Here is a 26,260-nt window from a genome sequence, read left to right on the forward strand (position 1 = left end):
TGGACACCAGACCCGCGCCCGCGCCCCATACTGCCCCACGGGCCGCTGCCGTCACCGAGAGAGGGCACCCGGCCGCCGTGGGATGATGGACGACGCCGTCGGCCTCCGCCGCGGCGGGGCGACACCGCCGCGAGGCGCACACGACCCGGACCCGACCTGTGAACGGAGCACGGTGGCACAGCCGAACTGGACCGATCCCGCGCTGATCCGCAACTTCTGCATCATCGCGCACATCGACCATGGCAAGTCGACGCTGGCCGACCGGATGCTCCAGATCACCGGTGTCGTCGAGGACCGCCAGATGCGCGCCCAGTACCTGGACCGCATGGACATCGAGCGCGAGCGCGGCATCACCATCAAGTCGCAGGCGGTGCGCATCCCCTTCACCGCCGTCGACGACAAGACCTACACGCTCGACCTCATCGACACCCCCGGGCACGTCGACTTCACCTACGAGGTCTCGCGCTCCCTGGCCGCCTGCGAGGGCGCCGTCCTGCTGGTGGACGCCGCGCAGGGCATCGAGGCGCAGACCCTGGCCAACCTGTACATGGCCCTGGAGAACGACCTCACCATCATCCCGGTGCTCAACAAGATCGACCTCCCGGCCGCGCAGCCGGAGAAGTACGCCGAGGAGCTGGCCGGGATCATCGGCTGCGAGCCCTCCGACGTGCTCAGGGTCAGCGCCAAGACGGGCGAGGGCGTCGAGGAGCTCCTCAACGAGATCGTCAACCAGATCCCGCAGCCCGTCGGCGACGCCGACGCCCCGGCCCGCGCGATGATCTTCGACTCGGTGTACGACACCTACCGCGGCGTGGTCACCTACGTCCGGGTCATCGACGGCAAGCTCAGCCCGCGCGAGCGCATCCAGATGATGTCCACCCGCGCCTCGCACGAGATCCTGGAGATCGGCGTCAGCTCGCCCGAGCCCACCAAGTGCGACGGGCTGGGGGTGGGAGAGGTCGGCTACATCATCACCGGCGTCAAGGACGTGCGCCAGTCCAAGGTCGGTGACACCATCACCGCCCTCAACCGGCCCGCGACCGAGATGCTGTCCGGGTACCGCGAGCCCAAGCCCATGGTGTTCTCGGGTCTGTACCCGATCGAGGGCACCGACTACCCGGTGCTGCGCGACGCCCTGGAGAAGCTCCAGCTCAACGACGCCGCCCTGGTCTTCGAGCCGGAGACCTCCGCCGCCCTGGGCTTCGGCTTCCGCTGCGGCTTCCTGGGCCTGCTGCACCTGGAGATCACCAGGGCCCGCCTGGAGCGCGAGTTCAACCTCGACCTCATCTCCACCGCGCCCAACGTCGTCTACCGGGTGGACATGGAGGACGGCACCGAGCACGTGGTGACCAACCCCAGCGAGTTCCCCGCCGGGAAGATCGACTCCATCTACGAGCCGATGGTCAAGGCCACCGTGCTCAGCCCCGCCGACCACATCGGCCAGATCATGGAGCTGTGCCAGGAGCGGCGCGGCGACCTCCAGGGCATGGACTACCTGTCCGAGGACCGCGTGGAGATGCGCTACACGCTTCCCCTGGCCGAGATCGTCTTCGACTTCTTCGACCACCTCAAGTCCCGCACCAAGGGCTACGCGTCACTGGACTACGAGCCCACCGGGGAGAAGGCCTCCGACCTGGTCAAGGTGGACATCCTGCTCCAGGGCGAGGCCGTCGACGCCTTCTCCGCCATCGTGCACAAGGACAAGGCCTACGCCTACGGCGTGGAGATGACCAAGAAGCTGCGCGAGCTCATCCCCCGGCAGCAGTTCGAGGTGCCCATCCAGGCCGCCATCGGCGCCCGGGTGATCGCCCGCGAGAACATCCGCGCCATCCGCAAGGACGTGCTCTCCAAGTGCTACGGCGGCGACATCAGCCGTAAGCGCAAGCTGCTGGAGAAGCAGAAGGAGGGCAAGAAGCGGATGAAGATGGTCGGCCGGGTCGAGGTGCCCCAGGAGGCCTTCATCTCCGCGCTGTCCACCGACACCGGCGGCTCCGACGACAAGAAGAAGAAGTAGTAGCAGCAGCCCCGCCCCCACGTGCTCGCACGTAGGGGAAGCGGAAGGGGGGCGCCCCGAGCCGGGGCGCCCCCTTCCGCGTTCTCCCCGGTACCGCCTCAGCCCTTGACCGCTCCCGCGGTCAGGCCCTCGGTGATGTAGCGCTGGAGGAACCAGAACACCGCCAGGGTGGGCAGGGACAGCATGATGGCGCCCACCGCGAACATCCCGAAGTTCGCGTTGCGCTGCGAGGCCACCAGCTGGTACAGCCCCAGGCCCAGCGTCTTGGCGTCGGTGTCGCGCAGGAACACGCTCGCCATCAGGAACTCGTTGATGGTGGAGATGAACACCAGCAGGCCCACGATCGCCAGCACCGGTGTGACCAGCGGCAGCATGATCCGGAAGAACACCTGCGCGTGCGAGGCCCCGTCCATCTGCGCGGACTCGTCCAGCTCCTTCGGCACGGTGTCGAAGAAGCCCTTCATCAGCCACGTGTTGATGCTCAGCGCGCCGCCCAGGTAGACCAGCAGCAGCCCCCACCGGGTGTCGAAGCCGATCGCCGGGTAGTACTCGCCGATCGTGGAGAACATCAGGTAGATCGCCACGATCGCCAGGAACTGCGGGAACATCTGGATCACCAGCAGCCCGATCAGCCCCACCCGGCGGCCCCGGAAGCGCATGCGGCTGAACGCGTACGCGGCCAGTGCCGACAGCAGCACCGTCACGGCGGCGTTGGTGAAGGCGAAGAACAGCGAGTTCGCGTACCAGGTGGTGAACGGGGTGTTGCTGAACAGGTCGACGGCGTTGTCCAGACTGGCCCCGGTCGGCCACAGCTGCGCGCTGGACAGCGTGCCCAGCGGGTTGAGCGCCGCCGACACCACGAACAGCACAGGGAAGAGCGCGAACGCCACGACCACCAGCATCACCACGTGGCGCCAGCCGTACCTGCGGGCCCACAGGCCCAGACGGACTCCGGTACCGCGCCGGTGGGGGGCGCGTACCGCGTCCGGGGTTGCGACCGCCATCAGTCCACCTCCTTGAGGGCCTTGCTCCTGCTGAGGCTGACCACCGACATCACCGACACGATCAGGAAGATCATCACCGACAGCGCCGCCGCGTACCCGTACTGGGCGGTGGCCTCGTTGAAGGCGAGCCGGTAGGTGTAGGTGATGAGCAGGTCCGTGGCACCGGCCGTCGGGCTCTCCGGGGAGAAGGGGCCGCCCTGGGTGATCAGCCACACCGCGTTGAAGTTGTTGAAGTTGAACGCGAACGTCGAGACCAGGATCGGCGTCATCGCCACCATCAGGAGCGGCAGGGTGACGTTGCGGAAGGCCTGCCAGGGGCCCGCGCCGTCGATCTGCGCGGCCTGGCCCAGCTCGCGCGGGACGGCCTGGAGGGCTCCCGTGGCCACCAGGAACATGTACGGGTAGCCCAGCCAGACGTTGGCCAGGATCACCGCCGCCCGGGCCGACCAGGCGTCGCCCAGCCAGTCCACCTCCAGGCCGAGCACCCGGTTGAACAGGCCGAAGTCGGTGTTGAACATGTCCCGCCACAGCAGGAACATCGCCAGCGAGCTCATCGCGTACGGCAGGACCACCAGGATCCGGTACACGACCCTGCCGCGCAGCCTGGGCACGTGCAGGGTGAGCGCGATCGCCAGGCCCACCACGAACACCAGGAAGGTGACGGAGGCGGCGAAGGCGATGTTCCACACCAGGATGCTGAAGAACGACGACGCGAAGGTCGGGTTGAACAGGAAGCGGGCGAAGTTGTCGAAGCCCACGCCGACCTGCCAGCCCTGGGCGAGCCGCTCCCCGTCCTCGTCGTAGAACGCGCCGCGCTCGTTGTCCGCGTGGTAGACGATCCCGGTCCCGGCGTCGGTGATGCAGTCGCACCCGGCGTCGTAGGCGCGGGTCGCGGTCCCCTCGAAGGCGGTGGACAGGCCGCTGGAGCGGATGCCCGTGCCGCTGCCGGTGGGCACCGCGAACGCCTGGAGCTCGTCGCTGCGGGCGTTGACCTGGGTGGGGGACAGGATCGTGTACCCGAAGGCCTCGGCGACCTTGCCCGAGGGCTCCACGGTCGCGCCGTCGAGCTCGGTGAGCCCCTCCTCGGTTCCGGCGTAGGCCCGGCCCTCGGGGCCGGTGAGCAGGAAGACCAGCTCACCGGTCTCGGGCGAGCCGGTGACCGCCACGGTCAGGGTGTACTCCTGGGCCCCGTCCGGGCTGCTCACCGAGTAGGCCTCGATGGAGGCGATGGCCTGTTCCTTGTCGCCCCGGTGGCCGTCGCTGAGGTTGGTCACCGAGGTGCTCATCGTGTAGAGCACCGGCAGGATCTGGAAGGTGAGCAGGAACAGCACGCCCGGGACCAGGTACTTGACCGGGACGGTGCGCTTGGACAGGTAGACCCAGTAGACGAGGCCGACCACGGCCACGACCAGGCCGATGCCCCACCAGCTGCCCGCCACGTACAGGGGCAGCACCGCCCACACGCCCAGGGCGGTGAACAGGCCCAGCAGGGCGATCTTGACCAGCTGCCCGGCCAGTGAACCGCTCCCGGCGAACCGGCCGCCCGGCAGGGGCGTGCGTGCGGGCGCCCCCGGTGAGGGAGCGCCCGCTGTCTTCTTGGACGCCACCGCTACTCGCCGATCTGCGAGGCGATCGTTTCGTGGGTGGCCTCCATGGCCTCGCGCACGTCCTCACCGGCGATGACGGCGGCCTGGGCGATGCCCAGCGGCTCCCACGTCTCGCCCATCTCCGGGATGGAGGGCATCGGCATGCCCTCGGCCCCGGCCTCGGCCTCGGAGATCGCGGCGATGGTGGGGTCGTCGGCCGAGACGCTCTCCAGGGCCTCGGTCTGCACCGGCATGCGGGGGTCGGCCTCGTAGAGGCTGAGGACGAAGTCGGTGTCGGTGACGTAGTTGGTCACGAACTCCTGGGCCAGGGCGCTGTTGGCGCTGCCCTCGGTGACGAAGAACGCCTGGTAGCCGATGTAGGGGCTGGCGGGCTCCTCGCCCTCGAAGCCGGGGATGGGGCTGATCTCGTAGTTGACGCCCGCCTCGTTGGCGTCGGCGACGTTCCACGGACCCGCGACGAAGAAGGGGGCCTCGCCCTCGTAGAACAGGGAGGCGTCGTTCTCCAGGGTGATGGAGCGGCGCAGCACGCCCTCCCCGGCCTCGCCGTACTCGGCGACCTTCTCCATGGCCGCGATGGACTCGTCGGTGCCCACGCCCAGGTCGGTCGGGTCCCAGTTGCCCTCCTCGTCCTGGCCGAAGAGGTAGCCGCCCGCGGAGGTGAACAGGGCGTTCATCCGGTAGGGGTCGCCCTCCTGGCCCACGGCCATGGACAGGACCTCGCTGGTCTCACCGGAGTCCTTGAGCTCGGTGCCGACCTCGACCATCTCCTCGAAGGTCGCGGGGGCGTCCGGCGCCAGGTCGGTGTTGCGCATGAGGAAGATGTTCTCCTGGGAGTAGGGAACACCGAAGAGCTGGCCGTCGTAGTTGAGGGCCTGCAACGAGGTCTCGTCCAGGCCGGAGGCGCGGTCCTGGGGCAGCTCGATGGGCTGGACGGCGCCGTTGCGCACGAGGTTGCCCGTCCAGTCGTGGGCGCCGATGAAGACGTCGGGGGCGTTTCCGGCCTGGTGGGCGTTGAGCACGTCGCCCTGGATGTCGCCGAAGGTCAGGCCCTGGACCTCGACCTCGATGCCGTTGGCCTCGGCGAACTCCTGGGCGGCCGCCTTGATGGCGTCGGCGCGCTCGGGGTCGGACCAGATGACGAGGCTGCCCTCGGCGGCGGCCTCCCCGCCCTCGTCGCCACCACTGCACGCGGTCGCCATCAGTGCGATCGCGGCGATGCCCGTGACCGCTCGTGCGCTGCGGAATCTCATGCTGTCTTCCTTCCGGGAGGCCGTGCTGAGGAGGTCGCGCATGCGTTCCGGCCGTCGAGGGCATGCGTGGTGATGTGACGCTAGCAATAACTTGCAAGCTTTGAAAGAGTTTGCGGATCTCCCGCATAAAGATGTGGAAACGCCACGGAAACGGGCGCGTGACATCGTGCGCTGGGTAGCGGTGCGGTGACCGTTCGCTGATAGATCCTGTGATGGGCAGCGATTTCGTAACACCATTGAACACGCCGTCGCGGACCACTCGAACCCGGTTCGGGTCCGGCCCGCCGCAGGGTGTCGGCGGGGAGCCTCCTCTGGAGGCGCGCCGCAGGGGGTGGGGCGGAGCGTGCCGGCGACGGCGTCCGGGCACCCGTGGGGCGCGGGCTGGTGGCGCGCCGCAGGGGGCGGGCCCTCAGGGCGACCTCAGCCAGGCACCGGTAAAGCGTGCGGGTTCCACGCCAGCCCCGGGGGAGCGGGCGGTCGTGGTGGGCACGGGCGGCGACGGTCAGCGCTGGGAGGCGGTGGCCGGCTGGGAGCACGTTCGCCCAGCGAGCTTGCCGAAGGAGATCCCCGCGCCAGCAGGACGGTGCTGACCGGCACCGGCCCGCACCGCGCGCGGTGCCGGACCCCGTGTCCGGCACCGCACGCGCGGGCTCAGCCGCTCAGCCCTTCAGCCGCTCAACCGCGCAGCCACACCGCCGTCTCGGCGGGCAGGCTCAGGGTGCCTCCGGCGGGCTCGCCGACCGGACCGCTGGCCACGAGCACCTCGCCGTCGGCAGCCAGCTCCACGGCCTCCCCGGTGAGGTTCACCGCGACGCGCACACCCGGCTCGCGCTCGAAGTACAGCACGCCGCCGGGCGCGTCCAGCCAGGCCATCGAGCCGTCGCCGAGCGCGTCCAGCTCACGGCGCAGGCGCAGCGCCTTCGTGTACAGCTCCAGCGTGGAGCCCTCCACTCCGCGCTGGGCGGCGCGCGACAGGGCGCCCCAGCCCTCGGGCATCGGCAGCCACGGAACGCTGCCCTCGGGGCCGAACCCGTACGGCGCCTGGTCGCCGCCCCACGGCAGCGGCACCCGGCAGCCGTCCCGGCCGCGGTCGGTGCGGCCCGAACGCTCCCAGGTCGGGTCCTGCAGCGAGTCCTCGGGCAGGTCGGTGACCTCGGGCAGTCCCAGCTCCTCGCCCTGGTACAGGTACACCGAACCCGGCAGGCCCAGCATCAGCAGCGTCGCCGCGCGCGCGCGGCGCAGCCCCTGCTCACCGCCGCCGAAGCGGGTCACGTGGCGGGTCACGTCGTGGTTGGACAGCACCCACGTGGTGGTCGCGCCCACCGCGGTGTTGGCGGCCAGGGACACGTCGATGACCTCGCGCAGGCGCCCGGCGTCCCACGGCGCGGTCAGGTACTCGAAGTTGAACGCCTGGTGCAGTTCGTCCGGGCGCAGGTAGCGGGCCACCCGCTGGGCGTCCTCCACCCACGCCTCGGCCACCAGGGCGCGGTCGCCCGGGTACTCCGCGGCGATCCGCGCCCAGCGGCGGTAGATCTCGTGCACGCCGTCCTGGTCGAAGTAGGGCAGCGAGGTGCTGCCGTCGAGCATGTCGGCCTTGGCGTCCTCGGCGATGTCGGGCATCGCCGGGTCCTTGACCATGCCGTGCGCGACGTCGATGCGGAACCCGTCCACGCCCCGGTCCAGCCAGAAGCGCAGCACGTCGTCGAACTCGTCGTGCACCTCCTGGTTGGTCCAGTCGAAGTCGGGCTGCTCGGGGTCGAACAGGTGCAGGTACCACTGTTCGGGGGTGCCGTCGGGCCGCTTGAGGCGGGTCCAGGCCGGGCCGCCGAAGATCGACTTCCAGTTGTTCGGCGGCTCCTCCCCGTCGGGTCCCCTGCCGTCCCGGAAGACGTACCGCGAGCGGGCGTGCTCGCCGGGCTCGGCGGCCGCGGCCTCCTTGAACCACCGGTGGGCGGAGGAGGAGTGGTTGGGCACCACGTCGATGATCAGGCGGATGCCCATCCCGTGGGCGGTCTCCAGGAGGGCGTCGAAGTCCTCCAGGGTCCCGAAACGGGGATCGACGTCGCGGTAGTCGGCGACGTCGTAACCGCCGTCGGCGAGGGGGGAGACGTAGAACGGCGTCAGCCAGATCGCGTCCACGCCGAGTTCGGCCAGGTGGGGGAGGCGCTCGCGGATGCCGGCGAGGTCGCCCTCACCGTCACCGTTGGAGTCGGCGAAGCTGCGGACGTAGATCTGGTAGATCGCCGCGTCACGCCACCAGTGCGACTGAGGCTCCATCAGCGGGGGTCCTTCCCTGTGACGAGTGCAATTTCTTGCGCAAGATTACCGCCAATTTTCGGCCATGTGACGACGATCTCGACTAGAGTTGCGCCCATGGGTCCACGACTTGCCGACATCGCGCGGCACGCAGGCGTCAGCGAGGCCACCGTCTCGCGGGTGCTCAACGACAAGCCGGGCGTCGGCAGCGACACCCGCAAGGCCGTCCTGACGGCGCTGGACGTCCTCGGCTACGAGCGCCCCGCCCGGCTGCGGCAGCGCTCCGCCGGACTGGTCGGCATGGTCATACCCGAACTGGAGAACCCCGTCTTCCCGATGTTCGCCCAGGCGGCCGAGGGGGCGCTCGCCCAGCGCGGGTACACGCCGGTGCTGTGCACCCAGACCCCCGGCGGGATAACGGAGGACGAGTACGTGGAGCTGCTGCTGGAGCGCAACGTCTCCGGCATCCTCTTCGTCTCCGGGCGCCGCGCCGACACCACCGCCCCCCACGAGCGCTACCACGCCCTGGTCTCGCGCAGACTCCCGATCGTGCTGGTCAACGGGTACGCCGACGCCATCCCCGCCGCCTTCATCTCCTGCGACGACCGGGAGGCCGGGCACCTGGCCGTCAACCACCTGGTCGCCCTCGGCCACACCCGCATCGGGTTCACCAGCGGCCCCGAGCGCTACGTTCCGGTCCGCCGCAAGCTCGACGGGTACCACCGGGCCCTGGCGCAGCACGGCCTGGACGGCGAGGACCTCGTGGAACTGTCGCTGTTCGGCGTGGAGGGCGGCCACGCCGCCGCCACCCGGCTGATCGAACGCGGCGTCACCGCCATGGTCTGCGGCTCGGACATGATGGCCCTGGGCGCCATCCGCGCCGCCCGCCAGCGCGGCCTGAGCGTCCCCCGGGACTTCTCGGTGGTGGGCTTCGACGACTCCCAGCTCATCGCCTTCACCGACCCCCCGCTGACCACCGTCCGGCAGCCGGTCAACGCCATGGCGCTGGCCGCCGTGCGCGCCCTGTGCGACGAGATCGCCGGACACCCCGTCTCCCACACCGAGTACGTCTTCGACCCCGAGCTGGTCGTCCGCGGCTCCACCGCCATCGCCCCCGCCAGGAACCACGCTCCCCTCACCCGGGTCGACGCCGCCCCCGCGCACGCCCGGGCGGAGCGCCCCCGGGTCTGACCGGGCCGTCCTCCCCACAGCCCTCCCCGCCTGATCCCCACACCCCGCGTCCCGTTCCGATCTCCAACCCCTGCTCCCCGATCCCGTAACCCCCGCTTCCCGGCCTCCGATCCCGCACCGCCGTACCCGGGCCCCCGCGTGCCCGACGCGGGGGACCAGGGCACACCGGCCGGTCGGCGACACTGGAGGCATGCCTTCCGTTGCCCTCGACGGCGATCCCGTACCGAGCACCGGCGAACTGCCCGGGCCGTCCCTCGCCGAACTCGGCGGGCGTCCCCTCGGGTTCTACGTCCACGTGCCCTTCTGCGTCACCCGCTGCGGTTACTGCGACTTCAACACCTACACGGCCGAGGAACTGGTCTCCCGCGACGGCACCGCCACCGCCTCCCGCGAGACCTACGCCGACCAGGCGATCGCGGAGGTCGCGCTGGCCGACCGGGTCCTGACGGGGGAGCGCCCGCCGGTCAGCACGCTGTTCGTCGGCGGCGGTACGCCCACCCTGCTGTCGGCCGAGGACCTGGGCCGCGTCGTCACCGCCGTGCGCGAGCGCTTCGGGTTCACGCCCGACGCCGAGCTGACCACCGAGGCCAACCCCGAGACGGTCACCCCCGACTACCTCGCGCGGCTGCGCGAGGCCGGGTTCACCCGTGTGTCCTTCGGCATGCAGAGCGCCCGCGAGCACGTGCTGCGGGTGCTGGAGCGCGGCCACACGCCCGGACGCCCCGAGCAGTGCGCGGAGTGGGCGCGGCGGGCAGGGTTCGAGCACGTCAACCTCGACCTGATCTACGGCACTCCCGGGGAGGGCGACGAGGACTGGCGGGCCTCCCTGGAGGCCGCGGTCTCCGCCGGACCCGACCACGTCTCGGCCTACTCCCTCATCGTCGAGGAGGGCACCCGCCTGGCCGCCCGCGTGCGCCGGGGCGAACTCGCCGAGCCCGACGACGACACGATGGCCGACCGCTACCTCATGGCCGAGGAGGTCCTCACCGCGGCCGGGTTCAGCGCCTACGAGGTGTCCAACTGGGCGCGCACCGAGCAGGGCCGCAGCAGGCACAACCTCCTGTACTGGACCGGCGGCCACTGGTGGGGCGTGGGCCCGGGCGCCCACAGCCACGTGGGCGGCACCCGCTGGTGGAACGTCAAGCACCCGGCCGCCTACGCCGCCCGCCTGGCCGCCGGGCACAGCCCCGGCCTGGCCCGCGAGGTGCTCACCGAGGAGGAGCGCCGCTTCGAACGCGTCCTGCTGGAACTGCGTGTGGAGGGCGGGTGCCCGCTGGACCTGCTCGAACCGCACGGCCGCGACGCGGCCAAGCGGGCCGTAGCCGAGGGCCTGCTGGACGCGGACGCCCACGAGGAGGGCCGCGCGGCCCTCACCCTGCGCGGGCGCCTGCTCGCCGACGCCGTGGTGCGCGACCTCACCTGAGCCACTCCGGCCGGGGCCGGACACGGCGAGGGGGCCCGGCCGACGGCCGGGCCCCCTCGCGTCCGCCGAAGCGCCGGACTACTTGATCCAGCTGACGTTGAACGGGTAGCGGTACCACTCGCCCCGGTTGGCGGCCACACCGCCGATGATGCCGAGGGCGACGGCCGCGATCCAGCAGATGAACCAGGTCAGGAACCCGATGATGACGATCATCAGGACGCTGGAGATCAGGTAGCCGATCAGGATCAGGAGCTGGAAGTTCAGCGCCTGCGCGGCCTGGTTGCGGACGAACGGCGACTCGTCCTTCTTGACGAAGAAGATGATCAGCGGCACGAGCCAGCCGATGACGCCGCCGCCCACGTGGGCGAACATCGCCATCTGGCGCTCGTCCGGACTGGGCTGGCCGGTCGTGGCCGAGGAGGGGCCGTAGGCGCCGTGCGGGGGCTGGCCGTAACCGCCCTGCTGGTAGTGGGACTGGTAGCCGCCGGTCTGCTCGTACCCGGGCTGGCCGGGGTAGCCACCGGGCTGGTTCGGATATCCGCCGGTCTGCTCGTACCCGGGCTGGCCGGGCGGGGGCGGGTAGCCGCCCTGCTGGTAGCCGGGCTGGCCACCGGTGGGGTAACCGTGCTGGGAGGGGTAGCCGCCGGAGTCCTGGCCGGGCTGCTGGCCCTGGCCGTAGGGGCCCTCGGGAGGGTTGCTGGGATAGGACATGTTGGGTTCCTTCGTGCGGATGCGCTCGGACTGCGTGCGGGAGCGGATCACTTCAACAGGCGGATGCTCACCGGGTAGCGGTACCACGTCCCCTTGTTGGCGCCGTTGGCGCCCAAGACGCCGAACACGATAGCGACGATCCAGATCAGGGCGACCAGGAGGGATCCGATCCAGGACAGCTCCGGGAAGAAGATACCCAGGCCGATGAAGGCCACCCACGCGAAGAGGTAGGGGATCAGCAGGGTGAGCTGGAAGTTGGCCGCCTCGGCCGCGTGGTGGCGGACGAACGGCGACTGGTTGCGCTTGGCGAAGTAGACGGCCAGAGGCGGGATCCAGCCCAGGCAGGCGATCACGAAGCCCGACAGGTGGGCGAGCATGGCCACGAGCGTGCTGTTGTCGCCGCCCGGCGCGCCCTGCTGGGGCTGGCCAGGAACGCCCGGCTGCCCGTACGCCGCGGGGGCGCCCGGGTAGGGCTGCTGCTGGCCCGGGGCGGGCTGGCCGTAGACGCCCTGCTGGGGCTGGCCGTACTCGCCCTGCTGGGGCTGCTGGGGCTGGCCGTAGGGCTGCTGACCGTACTCGGGCTGCGGGGCGTAGCCGGGCTGGGCGCCGGAGGGCTGGGCTCCCGGCGCCTGGGCGTAGCCCTGCTGTCCCTGGTCGGGCTGCGGGGCGTACGGGGACTGCGCGCCGGAGGGCTGGCCGTAGGCGGGCTGCGCCCCCGGGGTCTGGCCGTAGGCCGCCTGCTGCCCGTAGCCGGGCTGCTCGGGGGCGCCTTCCGGCGGTGCGAAACCGGGCTGCTGCTGTCCGGCCGGGGGCTGGCCGTACTCGCCCTGCTGGGGCTGGCCGTAGGGCTGCTGACCGTATTCGGGCTGCGGGGCGTAGCCGGGCTGGGCTCCAGGGGCCTGGCCGTACCCGGGCTGGGCGCCGGAGGGCTGCCCGTAACCCGGCTGGGCCCCCGAGGCCTGGCCGTAGCCCTGCTGCCCCTGCTCGAACTGCGGGGCGTACGGCGACTGCGCGCCCGAGGACTGACCGTAGGCGGGCTGGCCCTGACCGGGCTGGGGCGCGTACGGCGACGGGGCGCCGGGGGGCGGTGCGAAGTCGGGCTGCGCCCCCGGGGTCTGGCCGTAGCCCTGGTAGCCCTGGTCGGGCTGCGGGGCGTACGGGGACTGCGCACCCGAGGGCGGCTGGCCGTGGTCCTGGTCGGGCTGCGGAGCGTAGGGCGGCTGCGCCCCGGACGGCTGCCCGTAGGAGGGCTGCTGGCCGGGTTCCGGCTGCGGGGGCCGCTGTCCGTACTCCTGCTGACCGTCCTGCCCGTGCTCCGGCTGCTGTCCCCGGTGGGGATCCTCCGGGGGCGGGGGGTTCGTCGGGGTCTGGCTCATGCTCTTCCTTGGCTCCGCTGATGAGAGGGAGGTTCTGTACTACCGTGCTGTACCGACGACCGCGCGGGCCGGAGGCGGGCGACCTCGGCACCGGACACGGGGACCGGCGCCTCGCCCAGGTCAAATCCTAGGTCCTACCGCTCCTCCCGCGCGCAGCGCTCGCTAGGGAGCGTCCGGGTGCGGCCCGGTGACGAAGTCGATCAGCTCCTCCACCCGGCCGAGCAGAGCCGGCTCCAGATCAGCATAGGTACGGACCGACCCCAGGATCCGGCGCCACGCCTCTCCCGTCTCCATCCGCCAGCCCAGGGCGCTCACGACCCCCTCCTTCCAGGGCACGCCGCGCGGCACCTCGGGCCATGCCCCGATCCCCACGGAACCCGGCCGCACCGCCTGCCAGACGTCGACGTAGGGGTGCCCGGCCACCAGCACGTGCTCGCCGCGCACCCGCTCGGCGATCCGCGTCTCCTTGGACCCCGGCACCAGGTGGTCCACCAGGACGCCGAGCCTCCTGCCGGGCCCGGGTGAGAACTCCGCCACGATCGAGGGCAGGTCGTCGACCCCCTCCAGGAACTCGACGGCCACCCCCTCCACGCGCAGGTCGTGGCCCCAGACCTTCTCCACCAGTTCGGCGTCGTGGACGCCCTCCACGTAGATCCGGCTCTCCCGGGCCGTGCGCGCCCGCGCGCCCGGTACCGCCACCGACCCGGAGGCACTGCGCAGCGGCCCCCGTGGAGCGGCGGAGGGGCGCACGAGGGTCACCGGCTCGCCGTCGACCAGGAACGCGGCGGGGGCGAGGTCGAACACGCGGCGGCGGCCGTGCCGGTCCTCCAGCGTGACGGTGGCCTTGTCCCAGGCCATCACCGCCCCGCAGAACGCCTCCTCGGCGTCCTCCACGACCAGTTCCCTTTCCAGGGGCACCTCGCGGACCGCCTTCTTCTTCGGGCGGCGCCAGTCCCCGGCGAGCACGTCGCGGCCGTAACGGCCGGTTCCCTTGGTAGCCACGGTCGTGCAGTCTACTGGTGGCGCGCGCCGGCGCCCCGTCGGCCGCGGCGCGTGCCGCGTGCCCGGCGGGAGCAGGGGCGGCACGGCCGCGCCGCGGCTTCACCACCCGCGGGTAACCGTCAGGGTTTGCGGCCGGGCGTAGACTTAGCACTGAGGACCATGGAGTGCCAGGAGGTGGCGAGTGCTGGATGAGCGCAAGCTCGCGGTCCTGCGTGCCGTCGTCGAGGACTTCGTCAACACCAACGAGCCCGTGGGTTCCAAGGCCCTGGCCGACCGGCACCGGCTCGGAGTCTCCCCGGCGACCATCCGCAACGACATGGTCGCCCTCGAGGAGGACGGCTACATCGCGCAGCCGCACACCAGTGCCGGACGCGTTCCCACGGACAAGGGGTACCGGCTCTTCGTCGACCGGCTCTCCTCGGTCAAACCGCTCTCCAGCGCGGAGCGGCGCGCCATCGAGTCCTTCCTCACCGGCGCCGTGGACCTCGACGAGATCGTCGCCCGGACCGTGCGGCTCCTCGCGCAGCTCACCCGCCAGGTCGCGATCGTCCAGTACCCGTCGCTGACCCGCTCGTCGGTGCAGCACGTGGAACTGGTCCCCCTCGGGGGTCAGCGGATCATGATGGTCGTGATCACCAACACGGGCCGGGTCGAGCAGCGCGTCATCGACGGCCTGGGAGAGGTCCACGAGGCCGCCGTCAACGACCTGCGCGCGATGTTGAACCGGGCCATCGCCGGACGCCACCTCGGCGACGTGCCCGACGCGGTGGAGGACCTGCCTCCGCAGGTGGCGCCCGAACACCGCCAGATGGCGGTGTCGGTCCTCTCCGTCCTGCTGGAGAGCCTCGTCGAGCGGCACGAGGAGAAGATCGTCCTCGCGGGGACGGCCAACCTCGCCGCCGTCGACTTCGCCGCCAGCCTCAGGGACGTCCTGGAGGCACTGGAAGAGAACATGGTCCTCATCCGTTTGCTGGGAGAGGCCAAGGACCCGTCGATGCTCACGGTGCGCATCGGCGCGGAGAACTTCCACGAGGGCCTGAGGTCCACCTCCATCGTGTCGGCGGACTACGGTGTGGGAAACCAGTCGCTCGCCAAGATCGGTGTGGTGGGACCCACCCGGATGGACTATCCGGGGACGATGGGAGCAGTACGCGCCGTGGCTCGCTATGTCGGACAGATTTTGGCAGGACAGTAACCCAGTGGCCAGAGACTATTACCAGGTTCTCGGAGTGCGTCGCGACGCGTCCAAGGACGAGATCAAGAAGGCCTACCGGCGGCTCGCGCGCGAACTCCACCCGGACATCAATCCGGACCCCGCAACCCAGGAGCGCTTCAAGGAGGTGACCCAGGCCTACGAGGTCCTCTCCGACGAGAACAAGCGCCGGATGTTCGACATGGGCCAGGACCCCTACGCGCCCGGCGGCGGCGGGGCCGGGGGCTTCGGCGGCGCGGGCGGGTTCGCCTTCGACGACATCATGAACGCCTTCTTCGGCGGCGGCCAGCCCGGCGGGCGCGGCCCCCGGGAACGGGTCCGCCGCGGGCGCAGCATCAAGATCCGCGTCGAACTCGACCTGGTGGAGACCGCGTTCGGGGTCAGCAAGGAGATCACCTTCCCCACCGCCATCCTGTGCGAGACCTGCCAGGGCGAGGGGACGGCGGCCGGTTCGCACCGCACCACCTGTGAGATGTGCCACGGACAGGGCGAGGTCTCCCAGGTCACGCGGTCCTTCCTCGGCCAGGTCATGACCTCCCGCCCCTGCCCCCAGTGCTCGGGCCAGGGCTCGGTCATCACCAACCCCTGCGGCGACTGCGCGGGCGAGGGCCGGGTGCGCGAGAAGGTCACCCGCACCGTCAAGATCCCCGCGGGCGTCGACGACGGCACCCGCATCCAGCTCGCCGGGGAGGGCGAGGTCGGCCCCAACGGCGGACCGCGCGGCGACATCATCCTGGAGATCATCCAGCGCCCGCACCCCACCTTCGAACGTCGCGGCGACGACCTGCACTGCACGGTGACCGTCCCCATGACGGCCGCCGCGCTGGGCGCCTCCTTCGCCTTCGACACCCTCGACGGCACCGAGAACATCGACCTGCGCCCGGGCACCAACTCCGGCCACGTCATCACCCTCCCCAACAAGGGCGTCAGCCACCTCGACGGCGGCGGCCGGGGCGACCTGCGCATCCGCGTCGACGTGGAGACCCCGAGCAGGCTGGACGAGGAGCAGGAGGCCCTCCTGCGCAAGTTCGCCGAACTGCGCGGCGAGGACCAGACCCCGGGACGCTTCAGTCCCGGACACGGCGGGTTCTTCTCCAAGATCCGCGACGCCTTCGGCGCCAAGTGACGCCGCCGGTCTTCCTGGTCGAGGCCGCCGACCTGGCGGCCGACCGGGTGACGGTGGACGGCGCCGAGGGCCGCCACGCCGCCGTGGTGCGCCGCATCCGGGAGGGCGAGACCGTCGACCTCTCCGACGGACGCGGTCTGCGCGCCCGCTGCACGGTGACCGCCGTGGGCGGGGACCACATCGTCTGCGCGGTGGTGGAGCGCCGGGAGGAACCGGCGCCCCGCCCCCGCCTGACCGTGGTCCAGGCACTGCCCAAGGGCGACCGGGGCGAACTGGCCGTGGAGATGATGACCGAGGCCGGAGCGGACGCGGTCGTGCCCTGGGCGGCGGAGCGCTGCGTCACCCGCTGGAAGGGCGACCGCGCCGCCAAGGCGCTGGCCAAGTGGCGTGCGACCGCCCGCGAGGCGGCCAAGCAGGCCCGGCGTGCGCGGCTGCCCGAGGTGGCCGACCTCGCCGACCGCACCGCCGTGGTCGAACTGCTGGCGGGGGCGGACCTGGGCGTCGTGCTGCACGAGGACGGCGCCAGCCGCCTGTCACAGCTGGAACCGCCTGTCGGACAGGACGCCGACGTCGTCGTGGTGGTCGGTCCCGAGGGCGGCTTCTCCGACGCCGAGCTGGAGGCGTTCGACGCCGCGGGCGCGGTCCGGGCGCTGCTGGGGCCGAGCGTGCTGCGCACCTCCACCGCCGGGGTCGCCGCCCTGTCGGTGCTCCAGGCCCGCACCGGCCGCTGGTAGGGCGCACGGACCGACGCTGAACACACGGGAGGCACCCGAACGCGTCCGGGCGCCCCCCGTGTGTCTGTGTCCAGCGGGTGACTCCTGCGCGGGACCGGCCCCGGCGTGTACGGGGACGGACCCTCCGTGAGGGGCGTGTCAGCTGCTGGGAGCCGTCTTGGCGCCGTTGTCGCCTCCGGTGGTGCCGGTGCCGCCCGTGCCGGTTCCGTCGCCTCCGGTCCCGCCGCCCTCGCCGCCGGTGCCGTCGCCGCCGGAGGGCTCCTCACCACCGGTTCCGCCGCCGTCGCCGCCGCCCTCCTCGCCGGTGGACCCGTCGCCGGTGCCGCTGCTCGGCTCGTCGCTGGGCTCGCACTCCTCCTCGGAGGCGGCCTTCTCGCCCTTCTCCCCCTCGGAGCTGGACGGGGCCGGGGAGGCGGGCTCCTCGGGCGTCGGACACGTGGTGGCGGCCGTGACGCCCTCCTCGGAGGGAGCGGGCTCCTCCTCGTCGTCCTCCGGGGTGGGGGAGGAGGCCGGGTCGCGCGGCGGCTCCTCCTCCTGCTGGGTGGTGCCGTCCACGGAGCCGGTGGAGGGGTCGGGAGCGATCACACCGCCGCCCTCGCCCTCCTCCTCGGCGGGCGCGCCCTCGCGGTCGGCGCCCGCGGGGACGATCTCCAGCACGTGGTCGCGGACCTGGGGGCTGGAGATGACCACGGACCCGGCGATCAGGGCGGCTCCCGCCACCGCCACCGCCGGACGTAGCCAGGGCATACCGAACCAGGCCGAACCGCGGCTGCGCTCAGTGCGCTCACGGATCAGGTTCAACGCCTCGGGAGAGGTCGTGACCGTGTCGGCCTCGGCCTTGAGCAGGTGGCGCAGCTGCTCCTCGAACGGATCGTTCGTGGGGTTCGTGGGGCTGGTCATGTCGTTTGCTCCAGAACAGAGCGGAGCGCGGAGATACCGCGGGACGTGTGGCTCTTCACCGCGCCCCGGCTGATCCCCATGGCGTCCGCGATCTGTGCCTCGGACAGGTCGCCGTAGTACCGGAGCACGATGGCCTCTCGCTGACGGGTGGGTAGTTTGCGCAGGGCGCGGATGACGGCTTCGCGCTCCAACAGGCTCAGCGCGCCGTGTTCCGCGCTGGGGGCGTCGGGCAGGGCCTTGGGCGCGTGCTTCTCCACGACCGCCCTGTGGCGGAGTACGGACCGGGCCTTGTTCACCACGGCCTGGCGCAGGTAGGACAGGGCCTTGTTCGGGTCGCGCAGGCGGCGCCACGCTCCGTGCATGGCGACGAACGAGTCCTGGACGACCTCTTCCGCGGTCGCGTGGTCGCGGACCAGCAGGGCGGCGAGCCGAACGAGCGGACGGTAGTGCTCCCGGTAGAGCTCCGTCACGGCGTGGTCGGCGTCCCACTCCACCGAGAGCGGTGCCGTGGTGGCACCGGCCACCATGGTTTCTGTCGTCACATCAGTTCGACGCACACCCTTGTCGCGGGGTTTACGAAAGGGCATACCTCTTCTTTTCCAGGTAGACGTGCGTTTCAATCCGAACACGCGGGAATATGGCCGGGGCCGGACGGAGCCGACGACCTGACGCGCACGGGTGGAAAGCCTATCGCGCCCGGGGCGCCGGGCGTCGCCGAATCCGCTCGCCCACAGTGCCTCCCAAGCCCTCCGCCGCGGGCCCGCCCGACGGCGACCTGCGGCATCATGGTCCCGGACGAACCCGATACGGCGGCCCTTTCGGCGGTCGCGCAGACGCAAAAAAAGGTGAGCGATGGCCCAGGACGACTGTCTTTTCTGCAAGATCGTGAAGGGGGAGGTGCCCGCCGAGATCGTGCGCGAGAGCGAGCGCGCGGTCGCCTTCCGCGACATCAACCCCCAGGCGCCCACGCACGTGCTGGTCATCCCGCGCGAGCACCACCCCAACGCGGCCGAGGCCGCGGCGGCGGACACCGGCCTGCTCGACGAGATCGTCCGGGTGGCGCACGAGGTGGCCGTGGACGAGGGCGTCGCCGACCAGGGCTACCGGCTGGTGTTCAACACCGGCAGCGGCGCCGGGCAGACGGTCTTCCACCTCCACGGGCACCTGCTCGGCGGCCGCGGGCTCAACTGGCCCCCCGGGTAGGAGGCGCGCGAACCGGTCCCGCGCGCGGACGCCGACGCCCCCGACCCCACTCCTCCCGCACGTTGTCCACAGGCGGAAATAACGGATCGAGTCGGGCGGAGGTGCCTTGGTAGACTCGTCGCTGTGGGCTTCGAGGGTTCGGTGTGACCATGGGGAACACCGGCGCGCAAGCTCCGACCGGGCGCCGTCCGCGGCGCCGGGACCGTCCACCAGGTGCGCCTCCCGCAGGGGTCGGGAAGGCGCCCGACCGAAGGGTAGGGACAGCGGCCGCACGGCCTCACCATGTCCGAGACAACGCACACGCACCCGCCACGGGACACCCAGGTCAAGGTCGTGGTGCCCGACGAGCACACGATGGTCAGCCTGCTGGGCTCCAGGGACGAACTCCTCAGGGCGTTGGAGCGGGCCTTCGACAGCGACATCCACGTGCGCGGCAACGAGTTCACCATCAGCGGCTCCCCGGAGGAGACCGCCGTCGTGGTCCGCCTCGTCGAGGAGCTGATCGAACTCGCCAAGAGCGGCACCCACGTCACCCCCGACACCATCGAACGCATGGTCCACATGCTGCGCTCGCCCGGTGCCGAGCGCCCCGCGGACGTGCTGACCACCAACATCCTGTCCAACCGCGGCAAGACCATCCGTCCCAAGACGCTCAACCAGAAGCGCTACGTCGACACCATCGACCAGCGCACGGTGGTGTTCGGCATCGGCCCCGCCGGTACCGGCAAGACGTACCTGGCCATGGCCAAGGCGGTCAAGGCGCTCCAGGACAAGGAAGTCAACCGGATCATCCTCACCCGCCCCGCGGTGGAGGCCGGTGAGCGGCTGGGCTTCCTGCCCGGCACCCTCTACGACAAGATCGACCCCTACCTGCGCCCGCTCTACGACGCCCTGCACGACATGCTCGACCCCGACTCCATCCCCAAGCTCATGGCGGCGGGGACCATCGAGGTCGCGCCGCTGGCGTACATGCGCGGCCGTACCCTGAACGACTCCTTCATCATCCTGGACGAGGCCCAGAACACCTCGCCCGAGCAGATGAAGATGTTCCTCACCAGGCTCGGGTTCGGCTCCAAGATCGTGGTCACCGGTGACGTGACCCAGGTCGACCTGCCCGGCGGGCAGACCAGCGGTCTGCGCACCATCGAGTCCATCCTGAGTGACATCGACGACATCGCCTTCTGCCGCCTGAGCAGTGAGGACGTCGTCCGGCACAAGCTGGTCGGCAAGATCGTGGACGCCTACGGGCGCTACGACGCCGCCCAGGGCGACGCCCGGGACGGCAGGGGGTCCGCCGGGGGCGGCCGCTCCCGCCGCGGGTCCGCGCGCCGCGTCGCCCCCGACACCCCGGCGGAGCCGGGGAGCGCCGGCGACGGGGAACAGGCAGACTGAGACAGGGGTGTTCCGCCGAGGGCCTTCGGACCCGACACGGCCCGAGGAACACGACCCCACGGCGTTCGAACCGGTGGGCCCGCCGCAGGCGGGTCCACCGGTTCGGTTGCCGAGGGCGCGCCGGACCGGCGCGCCGCACCACCGGCCGGGCACTCCGCCCGGCCCCGCGATCCCTAGGTAAGGCAGCCGCAACCATGAGTATCGACGTCGCCAACGAGTCCGGCGTCACCACCGTGGACGAGGAGAGGCTCTCCCGTCTGGCCCGTCACGTGCTCGACGCCATGCGCGTCCATCCGCTGGCCGAGCTGTCCGTCGTGCTCGTGGACGAGGAGCCGATGGCCGACCTGCACGTGCGGTGGATGGACGAGCCGGGCCCCACCGACGTGCTCTCCTTCCCGATGGACGAACTGCGCCCCGGCGGCCCCGGCCGCACGAGCGAGCCGGGCGTCCTGGGGGACGTGATCATCTGTCCGCAGGTCGCCGAGCGCCAGGCGGAGAAGGCCGGGCACGGCACCGAGGCGGAGATCGACCTGCTGTGCACGCACGGCATCCTGCACCTGCTGGGCTACGACCACGCCGAGCCCGAGGAGCACAAGGAGATGTTCGGTCTCCAGGGCGAGATCCTCGCGGCCTGGCGCGAGCGCGAGGCGGCCGGGGCCGAAGGGGATGAGAGCGCCCGATGACTCCGTCGGCCTGGCCTGACATCGCCCCGTTGACCACCGGTGAGCCCGTGGAGTGGATCAGCGCGTTCGCGGTGGCCCTGGTGCTGACCGCCGTCGCGGGCTTCCTGGTGGCCGCGGAGGTCGCCGTCACCCGTGTGATGTCGGTGGGCCTGCCCGAGGCGAGTTCCGGTGAGCGCGTGGCCAAGTCCGGGCGCCGCTGGGAGCGGGTGTCGGCGGACCCCACCCGCCACCTCAACGTGCTGCTGTTCCTGCGCGTGGTGTGCGAGGTGTGCGCGGTGCTGGCCGCCGCCGTGGGCATGGTGTTCCTGCTGGGGCTCGGCTGGCCCGCACTCGGGTTGACCGCCGCGGCGATGGTCGTGGTGGAGTCGGTGCTGATCGCGATCGCGCCGCGCATCCTCGGCCGCCAGTTCTCCGGGGCCTTCGCGCGCGCCAGCGCGGCGGTGGTCTACCCGGTCCAGGTCGTGGTGGGCCCCATCGCCCAGCTGTTCGTGGGGGCGGGTCGCGCGCTCACCCCGCGCGCCAAGGGCGACCGCGAGGGCCCCTTCAGCACCGAGGTGGAGCTGCGCCAGCTCGTGGACCTGGCCGAGCGGGGGGAGGTCATCGACCCCGAGGAGAGCCAGATGATCCACTCGGTGTTCAAGCTCGACGACACGCCCGTGCGCGAGGTGATGGTGCCCCGCCCCGACATCGTGTTCACCAGCCGCGAGGCCGACGCCGACGCGGTGCTGACCCTGGCGCTGGCCAGCGGTTACTCGCGCATCCCGGTGACGGGTGAGGACGAGGACGACGTGGTCGGCATCGTCTACCTCAAGGACCTGGTGTACCAGCTGCGCGACCGCTGGGCGGCGGCCGCGGGCACCGACGACGAGGTGCCGCTCACCGCGGGCGACGTGATGCGCCAGGCGAACTACGTCCCCGACACCAAGCCCATCGACGAGCTGCTGCGCGAGATGCAGCAGCAGCGCAACCACGTCGCGGTGGCCATCGACGAGTACGGCGGCACGGCGGGCCTGGTGACCCTGGAGGACATCGTGGAGGAGATCGTCGGTGAGATCACCGACGAGTACGACCACGAGATCCCGCCGGTGGCCTGGCTCGACGCGGACCGGGTGCGGGTGACCGCCCGCCTGCCGCTGGGCGAGCTGGACGAGCTGTTCCCGGACCGGGACCTGGACGTGGCGGACGTGGAGACCGTCGGCGGACTCGTGGCGTTCGTCCTGGGCCGGGTGCCCGTGGGAGGGGACCGGGCCGAATACGCTGGTCTCCGACTGACCCTCGAGGGCAAGAGCAGCCGCCGGAGCCGGATGACCACGGTCCTGGTGGAGCGCCTGCCCGCCGACGCCGAAGGGGCGCCGGAGGAGGACAACGACGACGTGAGGAGCACGGAGCAGTGACGGAGACGACGGGGCTCGGCCCCGAGGACGGCAAGCTCATCACGCTCGCGCGGGCCTCCCGGGCCCGCAACGCGGCGGCGGAGGGCGCGGCGGTGCGCGACGAGACCGGGCGCACGTACGTGGCCACGACGGTGTCACTGCCCTCGCTCCGGCTGTCCGCGCTCCAGGCGGCCGTGGCCGCGGCGGTCTCCGGTGAGGCCACCGCGCTGGAGGCCGCCGTGGTGGTCACCGAGGCCGCGGAGCTGACCGAGGACGACCGCGCGGTGGCGGAAGACCTGAAGACCCAGGTGGTGGTGATCGCGGCCCCCGACGGGGTGCCCGCGAGCATCACCCGGAGCTGAGAAGGACCCATGAACGAGCTCGACCTGGAGAAGCTGCGCCTACCGCTGGAGATGCCCTCCCACCCCGAGGGCTTCCGCAGCGGTTTCGCGTGCTTCGTGGGCCGCCCCAACGTGGGCAAGTCCACCCTGATGAACGCGCTGGTCGGGCAGAAGGTGGCGATCACCAGCAACCGGCCCCAGACCACGCGGCGCACGGTGCGCGGGATCGTGCACCGGCCCGACGCGCAGCTGATCATCGTGGACACGCCCGGCCTGCACAAGCCGCGCACCCTGCTGGGTGAGCGGTTGGACTCGCTGGTGCGGTCCACCCTGGTCGAGGTGGACGTGATCGCGTTCTGCCTGCCCGCCAACGAGCCGATCGGGCGGGGCGACACCTACATCGCCAAGGAGCTGGCGGAGCAGACCAACACCCCCGTGGTCGCCCTGGTCACCAAGACCGACCTGGTGGACCGGGACGCCGTGGGCCGTCACCTGATGGCGGTGAACGAGCTGGGCGACTGGGCCGACATCGTCCCGGTCTCGGCCCAGGGGGGCTTCCAGCTGGAGACCGTCACCGACGTGCTGTGCTCGCACCTGCCGGAGGGGCCGCCGCTGTACCCGGACGGCGACCTCACCGACGAGCCGGACGAGATGCTGGTGGCGGAGCTGGTGCGCGAGGCCGCCCTGGAGGGTGTGCGCGACGAGCTGCCGCACTCCATCGCGGTGGTCGTGGACGAGATGTACGAGCGCGAGAACACCCGCCCGGGCAAGGAGCTGGTGGACATCTACGCGTCGCTGTACGTGGAGCGCTCCAGCCAGAAGGCGATCGTGATCGGGTCCAAGGGCTCGCGCCTGCGCGACGTGGGTTCGCGGGCCCGCAAGCAGATCGAGGCCCTGTTGGGCCGACGGGTGTTCCTGGACCTGCGGGTGCGGGTGGCCAAGGACTGGCAGCGCGACCCCAAGCAGCTGCGCAAGCTGGGCTTCGACCAGCCCACTTGACGGGCTGACCTCGGGGGCCGCCGGTGCCGTGCGCGGGCCCCGACACGCGGCGGCCTCGCGGGGTGCGGGCGCCGCCGGCTGTGGGCACGGGAGCGCGGTGAACAGACCGGGCCGGGGCGACCCCGGCCCGGTTCGTCATGTCTGGTTGTTGAGGTCGGTGGCCAACAGGGTGGCGCAGCGCCGCACGATGGGGGCGGCGCGGTCCACGAACTCCCAGCTCACCCGGGCCTCGGGGCCCGACACCGACACGGCCATCCCCGAGGGCGCGCCCGCGACGGGGACCGCCACGCAGCGCACGCCGACCTCCTGCTCGCCGTCGTCCACGGCGAAGCCCTGTGAGCGGACCCGGCGCAGCTCCGCGAGGAAGGCGTCGGGGTCGGTGATGGTGCGGTCGGTGGCGGCGGGCATGCCGGTGCGGCGGACCGTGGCCAGCACCTCCTCGTCGTCGAGCTGGGACAGCAGCGCCTTGCCCACGCCCGCCGAGTGCGGCAGCACGCGGCGCCCCACCTCGGTGAACATGCGCATGGAGTGCTGTGAGGGCACCTGCGCGACGTAGACGACCTTGTCGCCGTCGAGCATGGCGAGGTTGGCGGTCTCGCCCAGGTCCTCCACCAGCTGCGCCAGATGCGGTCGGGCCCAGGTGCCCAGCATCTGCGAGGCCTTGTCGCCCAGGCCGATCAGCCGGGGCCCCAGCGCGTAGCGGCGGGAGGGCAGCTGGCGCACGTAACCGTTGCCGACCAGGGTGCGGATGATGCGGTGGATGGTCGGCAGGGGGAGCCCCGAGGAGTCGGCCAGCTGGCTCAGCGAGGTCTCGCCGCCCGCCTCGGCCATGATCTCCAGCAGTGAGAAGGCGCGGTCGAGGGACTGCACGCCGCCGGAGCGTCCGCGTTTGCCCTGTTCGTCAGGGTGGAGAGAGGTCTGTGGGGCTGACAAGGATCGTGCTCCCATGCTGAGGGCCGTGGGTTCGGGGTCCTGCCTCCGCGCGGGGAGGACGGTTTCCGGCTCACTGTCTTCTATAGCACGTGCAACGACGGTGTTCCGGTGGTCCGGGAACCTGCGCCCCGGGATCTTGGACACCCCGGGCTCCCTTGTTATTCCGGATAGCAAAAGTTAATATCCACGATAGGAAAAACTAGCCTGGGAGGGGACATACACGTGCAACAGGACCGGTCCGAGAACCGCCGCAGGGAACCCGATCTCGGCCTGGACGTGCTCACCGCCGGACTGAACGCCCGCCTGGCCGACGCCGACGCCCGGCTCGTCCGCGACTACCCGGGCTCCTCCGGCGCACGCCAGCCGGTGCACACCGTCTACGTTCCGGCGGACCGCGTCCGGGCCGGACTGGTCAGGGAGTGGGGCGAGGCGGCCCTGCGCAGTCTGGACGAGTACGCGCCCGACGCCGCGGCCCTGGCCGCCGCCACCGGCGTGGACGAGGACGCCGTGGCCGGGGTCCTGCCCCGCCTGCGCGACAAGCTCGTCCGCGAGCCGGTCGAGGACCTGCGCGTGGACCTGGAGGACGGCTACGGCGACCGCGGCGACGCCCAGGAGGACAGCGACACCGTCGCCGCCGCCCGCGCCCTGTGCTCCGACATGGAAGCCGGACAGGCACCGCCCGTCCTGGGCGTGCGGATGAAGGGCATGGAGGCCGCCGGACGCGCCCGCGGCGCCCGCAGCCTCGCGCTGTTCCTGCACACCCTCCTGGAGGAGCGGGGCGGGCTGCCGGACGGGCTCGCGCTCACCCTGCCCAAGATCACCTCCGTGGAGCAGGTCGAGGCGATGGTCTGGCTCACCGAGGAGCTGGAGCGGCGCCTGGAGCTGCCCGAGGGGCGGCTGCGCTTCGAGTTGCAGATCGAGACCCCGCAGTCGGTCCTGCTCCCCGACGGCACGGTGGCCGTCGCCCGCATGATCGGCGCCGGCCAGGGCAGGGTCAGCGCACTGCACTACGGCACCTACGACTACAGCGCCGCCTGCGGGATCACCGCCGCCTACCAGAGCATGGCCCACCCGGTCGCCGACCACGCCAAGGCCGTCATGCAGGTGGCCGCCGCCGGAACGGGGGTGTGGCTCTCCGACGGCTCCACCAACGTGCTGCCCGTGGGCTCGGCCGAGGAGGTGCGCGCCGCCTGGCGTCTGCACGCCTCCCTGGTCCGACGCTCCCTGGAGCGCGGCTTCTACCAGGGCTGGGACCTGCATCCGCACCAGCTGCCCACCCGCTACCTGGCCACCTACGCCTTCTACCGCGAGGCCTTCGCGCCCGCCGCCGCGCGCCTGCGCGCCTACCTCGGCGCCGTCGCCGGGGGCGTGCTGGACGAGCCCGCCACCGCCCAGGCGTTGGCCGCCGCCCTGGTGAGCGGGGTACGCTGCGGGGCGCTGGACGAGGCCGAGGTGGCCGACGCCGCCGGAACCGACACCCGCACACTCGTCGGCCTGGCCAGCCGGCGGGTGGGACAGGAGCAGTGAAA

At 71.7% G+C, this 26,260-nt stretch carries 23 protein-coding genes; 13 read left to right on the forward strand and 10 right to left on the reverse strand.

Annotation, left to right across the window (positions count from 1 at the left end; translation table 11 throughout):
• Window positions 1-172: 172 nt before the first annotated feature.
• Window positions 173-2,014: a translation elongation factor 4 gene (gene lepA, locus NDAS_RS03435; RefSeq protein ID WP_013151743.1), complete on the forward strand. Its 1,842-nt coding sequence runs from the start codon at window positions 173-175 to the stop codon at window positions 2,012-2,014.
• Window positions 2,015-2,112: 98 nt separating this feature from the next.
• On the opposite strand, the gene NDAS_RS03440 is transcribed toward lepA, so the two are convergent.
• From NDAS_RS03440 to NDAS_RS03455, 4 genes are all read right to left on the reverse strand, one after another.
• Window positions 2,113-3,018 carry a sugar ABC transporter permease gene (locus NDAS_RS03440; protein WP_013151744.1) on the reverse strand — a complete coding sequence of 302 codons (906 nt, stop codon included), beginning with the start codon at window positions 3,016-3,018 and terminating at the stop codon, window positions 2,113-2,115.
• Window positions 3,018-4,625, reverse strand: coding sequence for an ABC transporter permease subunit (locus tag NDAS_RS03445; RefSeq protein WP_013151745.1), 1,608 nt, complete (start codon window positions 4,623-4,625; stop codon window positions 3,018-3,020). Before NDAS_RS03445 ends, NDAS_RS03440 begins: the two co-directional genes overlap by 1 nt.
• 2 nt (window positions 4,626-4,627) lie before the next feature.
• Window positions 4,628-5,875: a sugar ABC transporter substrate-binding protein gene (locus NDAS_RS03450; protein WP_013151746.1), complete on the reverse strand. Its 1,248-nt coding sequence runs from the start codon at window positions 5,873-5,875 to the stop codon at window positions 4,628-4,630.
• A gap of 675 nt (window positions 5,876-6,550) precedes the next feature.
• Entirely contained in the window at window positions 6,551-8,152 is a 1,602-nt protein-coding gene (locus NDAS_RS03455; protein WP_013151747.1) for a glycoside hydrolase family 13 protein, read from the reverse strand.
• Between the two features lie 96 nt (window positions 8,153-8,248).
• Between NDAS_RS03455 and NDAS_RS03460 the strand changes: the two genes are divergently transcribed.
• Window positions 8,249-9,322, forward strand: a complete 1,074-nt coding sequence (locus NDAS_RS03460) for a LacI family DNA-binding transcriptional regulator (RefSeq protein WP_013151748.1) — start codon at window positions 8,249-8,251, stop codon at window positions 9,320-9,322.
• 190 nt (window positions 9,323-9,512) lie between these two features.
• On the forward strand, window positions 9,513-10,745 hold the full coding sequence (hemW, locus tag NDAS_RS03465; RefSeq protein ID WP_013151749.1) for a radical SAM family heme chaperone HemW: 1,233 nt from the start codon (window positions 9,513-9,515) through the stop codon (window positions 10,743-10,745).
• 78 nt (window positions 10,746-10,823) lie between these two features.
• On the opposite strand, the gene NDAS_RS03470 is transcribed toward hemW, so the two are convergent.
• From NDAS_RS03470 to NDAS_RS03480, 3 genes are all read right to left on the reverse strand, one after another.
• The gene (locus NDAS_RS03470) at window positions 10,824-11,456 is read right to left on the reverse strand and encodes a DUF4870 domain-containing protein (protein WP_013151750.1); all 633 of its coding nucleotides are present in this window, start codon (window positions 11,454-11,456) and stop codon (window positions 10,824-10,826) included.
• Window positions 11,457-11,503: 47 nt separating this feature from the next.
• Complete coding sequence (locus tag NDAS_RS03475; RefSeq protein ID WP_041553046.1) at window positions 11,504-11,833, reverse strand: DUF4870 domain-containing protein; 330 nt, start codon at window positions 11,831-11,833, stop codon at window positions 11,504-11,506.
• A gap of 1,161 nt (window positions 11,834-12,994) precedes the next feature.
• Window positions 12,995-13,834, reverse strand: coding sequence for a DUF3097 domain-containing protein (locus NDAS_RS03480; RefSeq protein WP_013151752.1), 840 nt, complete (start codon window positions 13,832-13,834; stop codon window positions 12,995-12,997).
• 181 nt (window positions 13,835-14,015) lie between these two features.
• Here NDAS_RS03480 and hrcA point away from each other — a divergent pair, with 181 nt between their 5' ends.
• The 3 genes from hrcA to NDAS_RS03495 are packed head-to-tail and all read left to right on the forward strand — an operon-like array spanning window position 14,016 to window position 16,907.
• Window positions 14,016-15,029, forward strand: a complete 1,014-nt coding sequence (hrcA, locus tag NDAS_RS03485) for a heat-inducible transcriptional repressor HrcA (RefSeq protein ID WP_013151753.1) — start codon at window positions 14,016-14,018, stop codon at window positions 15,027-15,029.
• A 4-nt stretch (window positions 15,030-15,033) separates the two neighbouring features.
• Window positions 15,034-16,173 (forward strand): molecular chaperone DnaJ, encoded by a 1,140-nt coding sequence (gene dnaJ, locus NDAS_RS03490; protein WP_013151754.1) that lies wholly within the window; start codon window positions 15,034-15,036, stop codon window positions 16,171-16,173.
• Window positions 16,170-16,907 carry a 16S rRNA (uracil(1498)-N(3))-methyltransferase gene (locus tag NDAS_RS03495; RefSeq protein WP_013151755.1) on the forward strand — a complete coding sequence of 246 codons (738 nt, stop codon included), beginning with the start codon at window positions 16,170-16,172 and terminating at the stop codon, window positions 16,905-16,907. The genes dnaJ and NDAS_RS03495 overlap by 4 nt, the downstream gene beginning before the upstream one ends.
• A 138-nt stretch (window positions 16,908-17,045) precedes the next feature.
• On the opposite strand, the gene NDAS_RS03500 is transcribed toward NDAS_RS03495, so the two are convergent.
• Entirely contained in the window at window positions 17,046-17,807 is a 762-nt protein-coding gene (locus NDAS_RS03500) for a prolipoprotein diacylglyceryl transferase (RefSeq protein WP_013151756.1), read from the reverse strand.
• Window positions 17,804-18,334: a SigE family RNA polymerase sigma factor gene (locus NDAS_RS03505; protein WP_013151757.1), complete on the reverse strand. Its 531-nt coding sequence runs from the start codon at window positions 18,332-18,334 to the stop codon at window positions 17,804-17,806. The genes NDAS_RS03500 and NDAS_RS03505 overlap by 4 nt, the downstream gene beginning before the upstream one ends.
• Before the next feature lie 325 nt (window positions 18,335-18,659).
• Here NDAS_RS03505 and NDAS_RS03510 point away from each other — a divergent pair, with 325 nt between their 5' ends.
• The 6 genes from NDAS_RS03510 (at window position 18,660) to era (ending at window position 23,798) form a co-directional block, all read left to right on the forward strand.
• Window positions 18,660-19,010: a histidine triad nucleotide-binding protein gene (locus tag NDAS_RS03510; RefSeq protein WP_013151758.1), complete on the forward strand. Its 351-nt coding sequence runs from the start codon at window positions 18,660-18,662 to the stop codon at window positions 19,008-19,010.
• Window positions 19,011-19,292: 282 nt separating this feature from the next.
• The gene (locus tag NDAS_RS03515; RefSeq protein WP_013151759.1) at window positions 19,293-20,402 is read left to right on the forward strand and encodes a PhoH family protein; all 1,110 of its coding nucleotides are present in this window, start codon (window positions 19,293-19,295) and stop codon (window positions 20,400-20,402) included.
• 194 nt (window positions 20,403-20,596) lie between these two features.
• A complete protein-coding gene (gene ybeY, locus NDAS_RS03520; protein ID WP_013151760.1) occupies window positions 20,597-21,085 on the forward strand; it encodes an rRNA maturation RNase YbeY in 489 nt (162 codons plus the stop codon).
• Entirely contained in the window at window positions 21,082-22,479 is a 1,398-nt protein-coding gene (locus NDAS_RS03525; RefSeq protein ID WP_013151761.1) for a hemolysin family protein, read from the forward strand. Before ybeY ends, NDAS_RS03525 begins: the two co-directional genes overlap by 4 nt.
• A complete protein-coding gene (locus tag NDAS_RS03530; RefSeq protein WP_013151762.1) occupies window positions 22,476-22,820 on the forward strand; it encodes a hypothetical protein in 345 nt (114 codons plus the stop codon). Before NDAS_RS03525 ends, NDAS_RS03530 begins: the two co-directional genes overlap by 4 nt.
• Before the next feature lie 9 nt (window positions 22,821-22,829).
• A complete protein-coding gene (gene era, locus NDAS_RS03535; protein WP_013151763.1) occupies window positions 22,830-23,798 on the forward strand; it encodes a GTPase Era in 969 nt (322 codons plus the stop codon).
• Between the two features lie 135 nt (window positions 23,799-23,933).
• Here era and NDAS_RS03540 read toward each other — a convergent pair whose 3' ends face one another.
• Entirely contained in the window at window positions 23,934-24,668 is a 735-nt protein-coding gene (locus NDAS_RS03540) for an IclR family transcriptional regulator (RefSeq protein WP_019606907.1), read from the reverse strand.
• Between the two features lie 285 nt (window positions 24,669-24,953).
• Here NDAS_RS03540 and NDAS_RS03545 point away from each other — a divergent pair, with 285 nt between their 5' ends.
• Window positions 24,954-26,258 (forward strand): DUF6986 family protein, encoded by a 1,305-nt coding sequence (locus tag NDAS_RS03545; protein WP_013151765.1) that lies wholly within the window; start codon window positions 24,954-24,956, stop codon window positions 26,256-26,258.
• Window positions 26,259-26,260: the final 2 nt, after the last annotated feature.

Origin of the sequence: Nocardiopsis dassonvillei subsp. dassonvillei DSM 43111, from assembly GCF_000092985.1 — a bacterium.
GTDB classification, from domain to species: Bacteria; Actinomycetota; Actinomycetes; order Streptosporangiales; family Streptosporangiaceae; genus Nocardiopsis; species Nocardiopsis dassonvillei.

What these genes read in the sequence shown, in the direction of transcription:
- NDAS_RS03440 (WP_013151744.1), bottom strand. Translation starts at nt 3,018, where the DNA reads ATGGCGGTCGCAACCCCGGACGCGGTACGCGCCCCCCACCGGCGCGGT.
- hemW (WP_013151749.1), top strand. Translation starts at nt 9,513, where the DNA reads ATGCCTTCCGTTGCCCTCGACGGCGATCCCGTACCGAGCACCGGCGAA.
- ybeY (WP_013151760.1), top strand. Translation starts at nt 20,597, where the DNA reads ATGAGTATCGACGTCGCCAACGAGTCCGGCGTCACCACCGTGGACGAG.
- NDAS_RS03525 (WP_013151761.1), top strand. Translation starts at nt 21,082, where the DNA reads ATGACTCCGTCGGCCTGGCCTGACATCGCCCCGTTGACCACCGGTGAG.
- NDAS_RS03470 (WP_013151750.1), bottom strand. Translation starts at nt 11,456, where the DNA reads ATGTCCTATCCCAGCAACCCTCCCGAGGGCCCCTACGGCCAGGGCCAG.
- NDAS_RS03505 (WP_013151757.1), bottom strand. Translation starts at nt 18,334, where the DNA reads ATGGTGGCCGGTGCCACCACGGCACCGCTCTCGGTGGAGTGGGACGCC.
- NDAS_RS03500 (WP_013151756.1), bottom strand. Translation starts at nt 17,807, where the DNA reads ATGACCAGCCCCACGAACCCCACGAACGATCCGTTCGAGGAGCAGCTG.
- NDAS_RS03475 (WP_041553046.1), bottom strand. Translation starts at nt 11,833, where the DNA reads ATGCTCGCCCACCTGTCGGGCTTCGTGATCGCCTGCCTGGGCTGGATC.
- NDAS_RS03515 (WP_013151759.1), top strand. Translation starts at nt 19,293, where the DNA reads ATGTCCGAGACAACGCACACGCACCCGCCACGGGACACCCAGGTCAAG.
- NDAS_RS03510 (WP_013151758.1), top strand. Translation starts at nt 18,660, where the DNA reads ATGGCCCAGGACGACTGTCTTTTCTGCAAGATCGTGAAGGGGGAGGTG.
- NDAS_RS03460 (WP_013151748.1), top strand. Translation starts at nt 8,249, where the DNA reads ATGGGTCCACGACTTGCCGACATCGCGCGGCACGCAGGCGTCAGCGAG.
- NDAS_RS03455 (WP_013151747.1), bottom strand. Translation starts at nt 8,152, where the DNA reads ATGGAGCCTCAGTCGCACTGGTGGCGTGACGCGGCGATCTACCAGATC.
- NDAS_RS03450 (WP_013151746.1), bottom strand. Translation starts at nt 5,875, where the DNA reads ATGAGATTCCGCAGCGCACGAGCGGTCACGGGCATCGCCGCGATCGCA.
- era (WP_013151763.1), top strand. Translation starts at nt 22,830, where the DNA reads ATGAACGAGCTCGACCTGGAGAAGCTGCGCCTACCGCTGGAGATGCCC.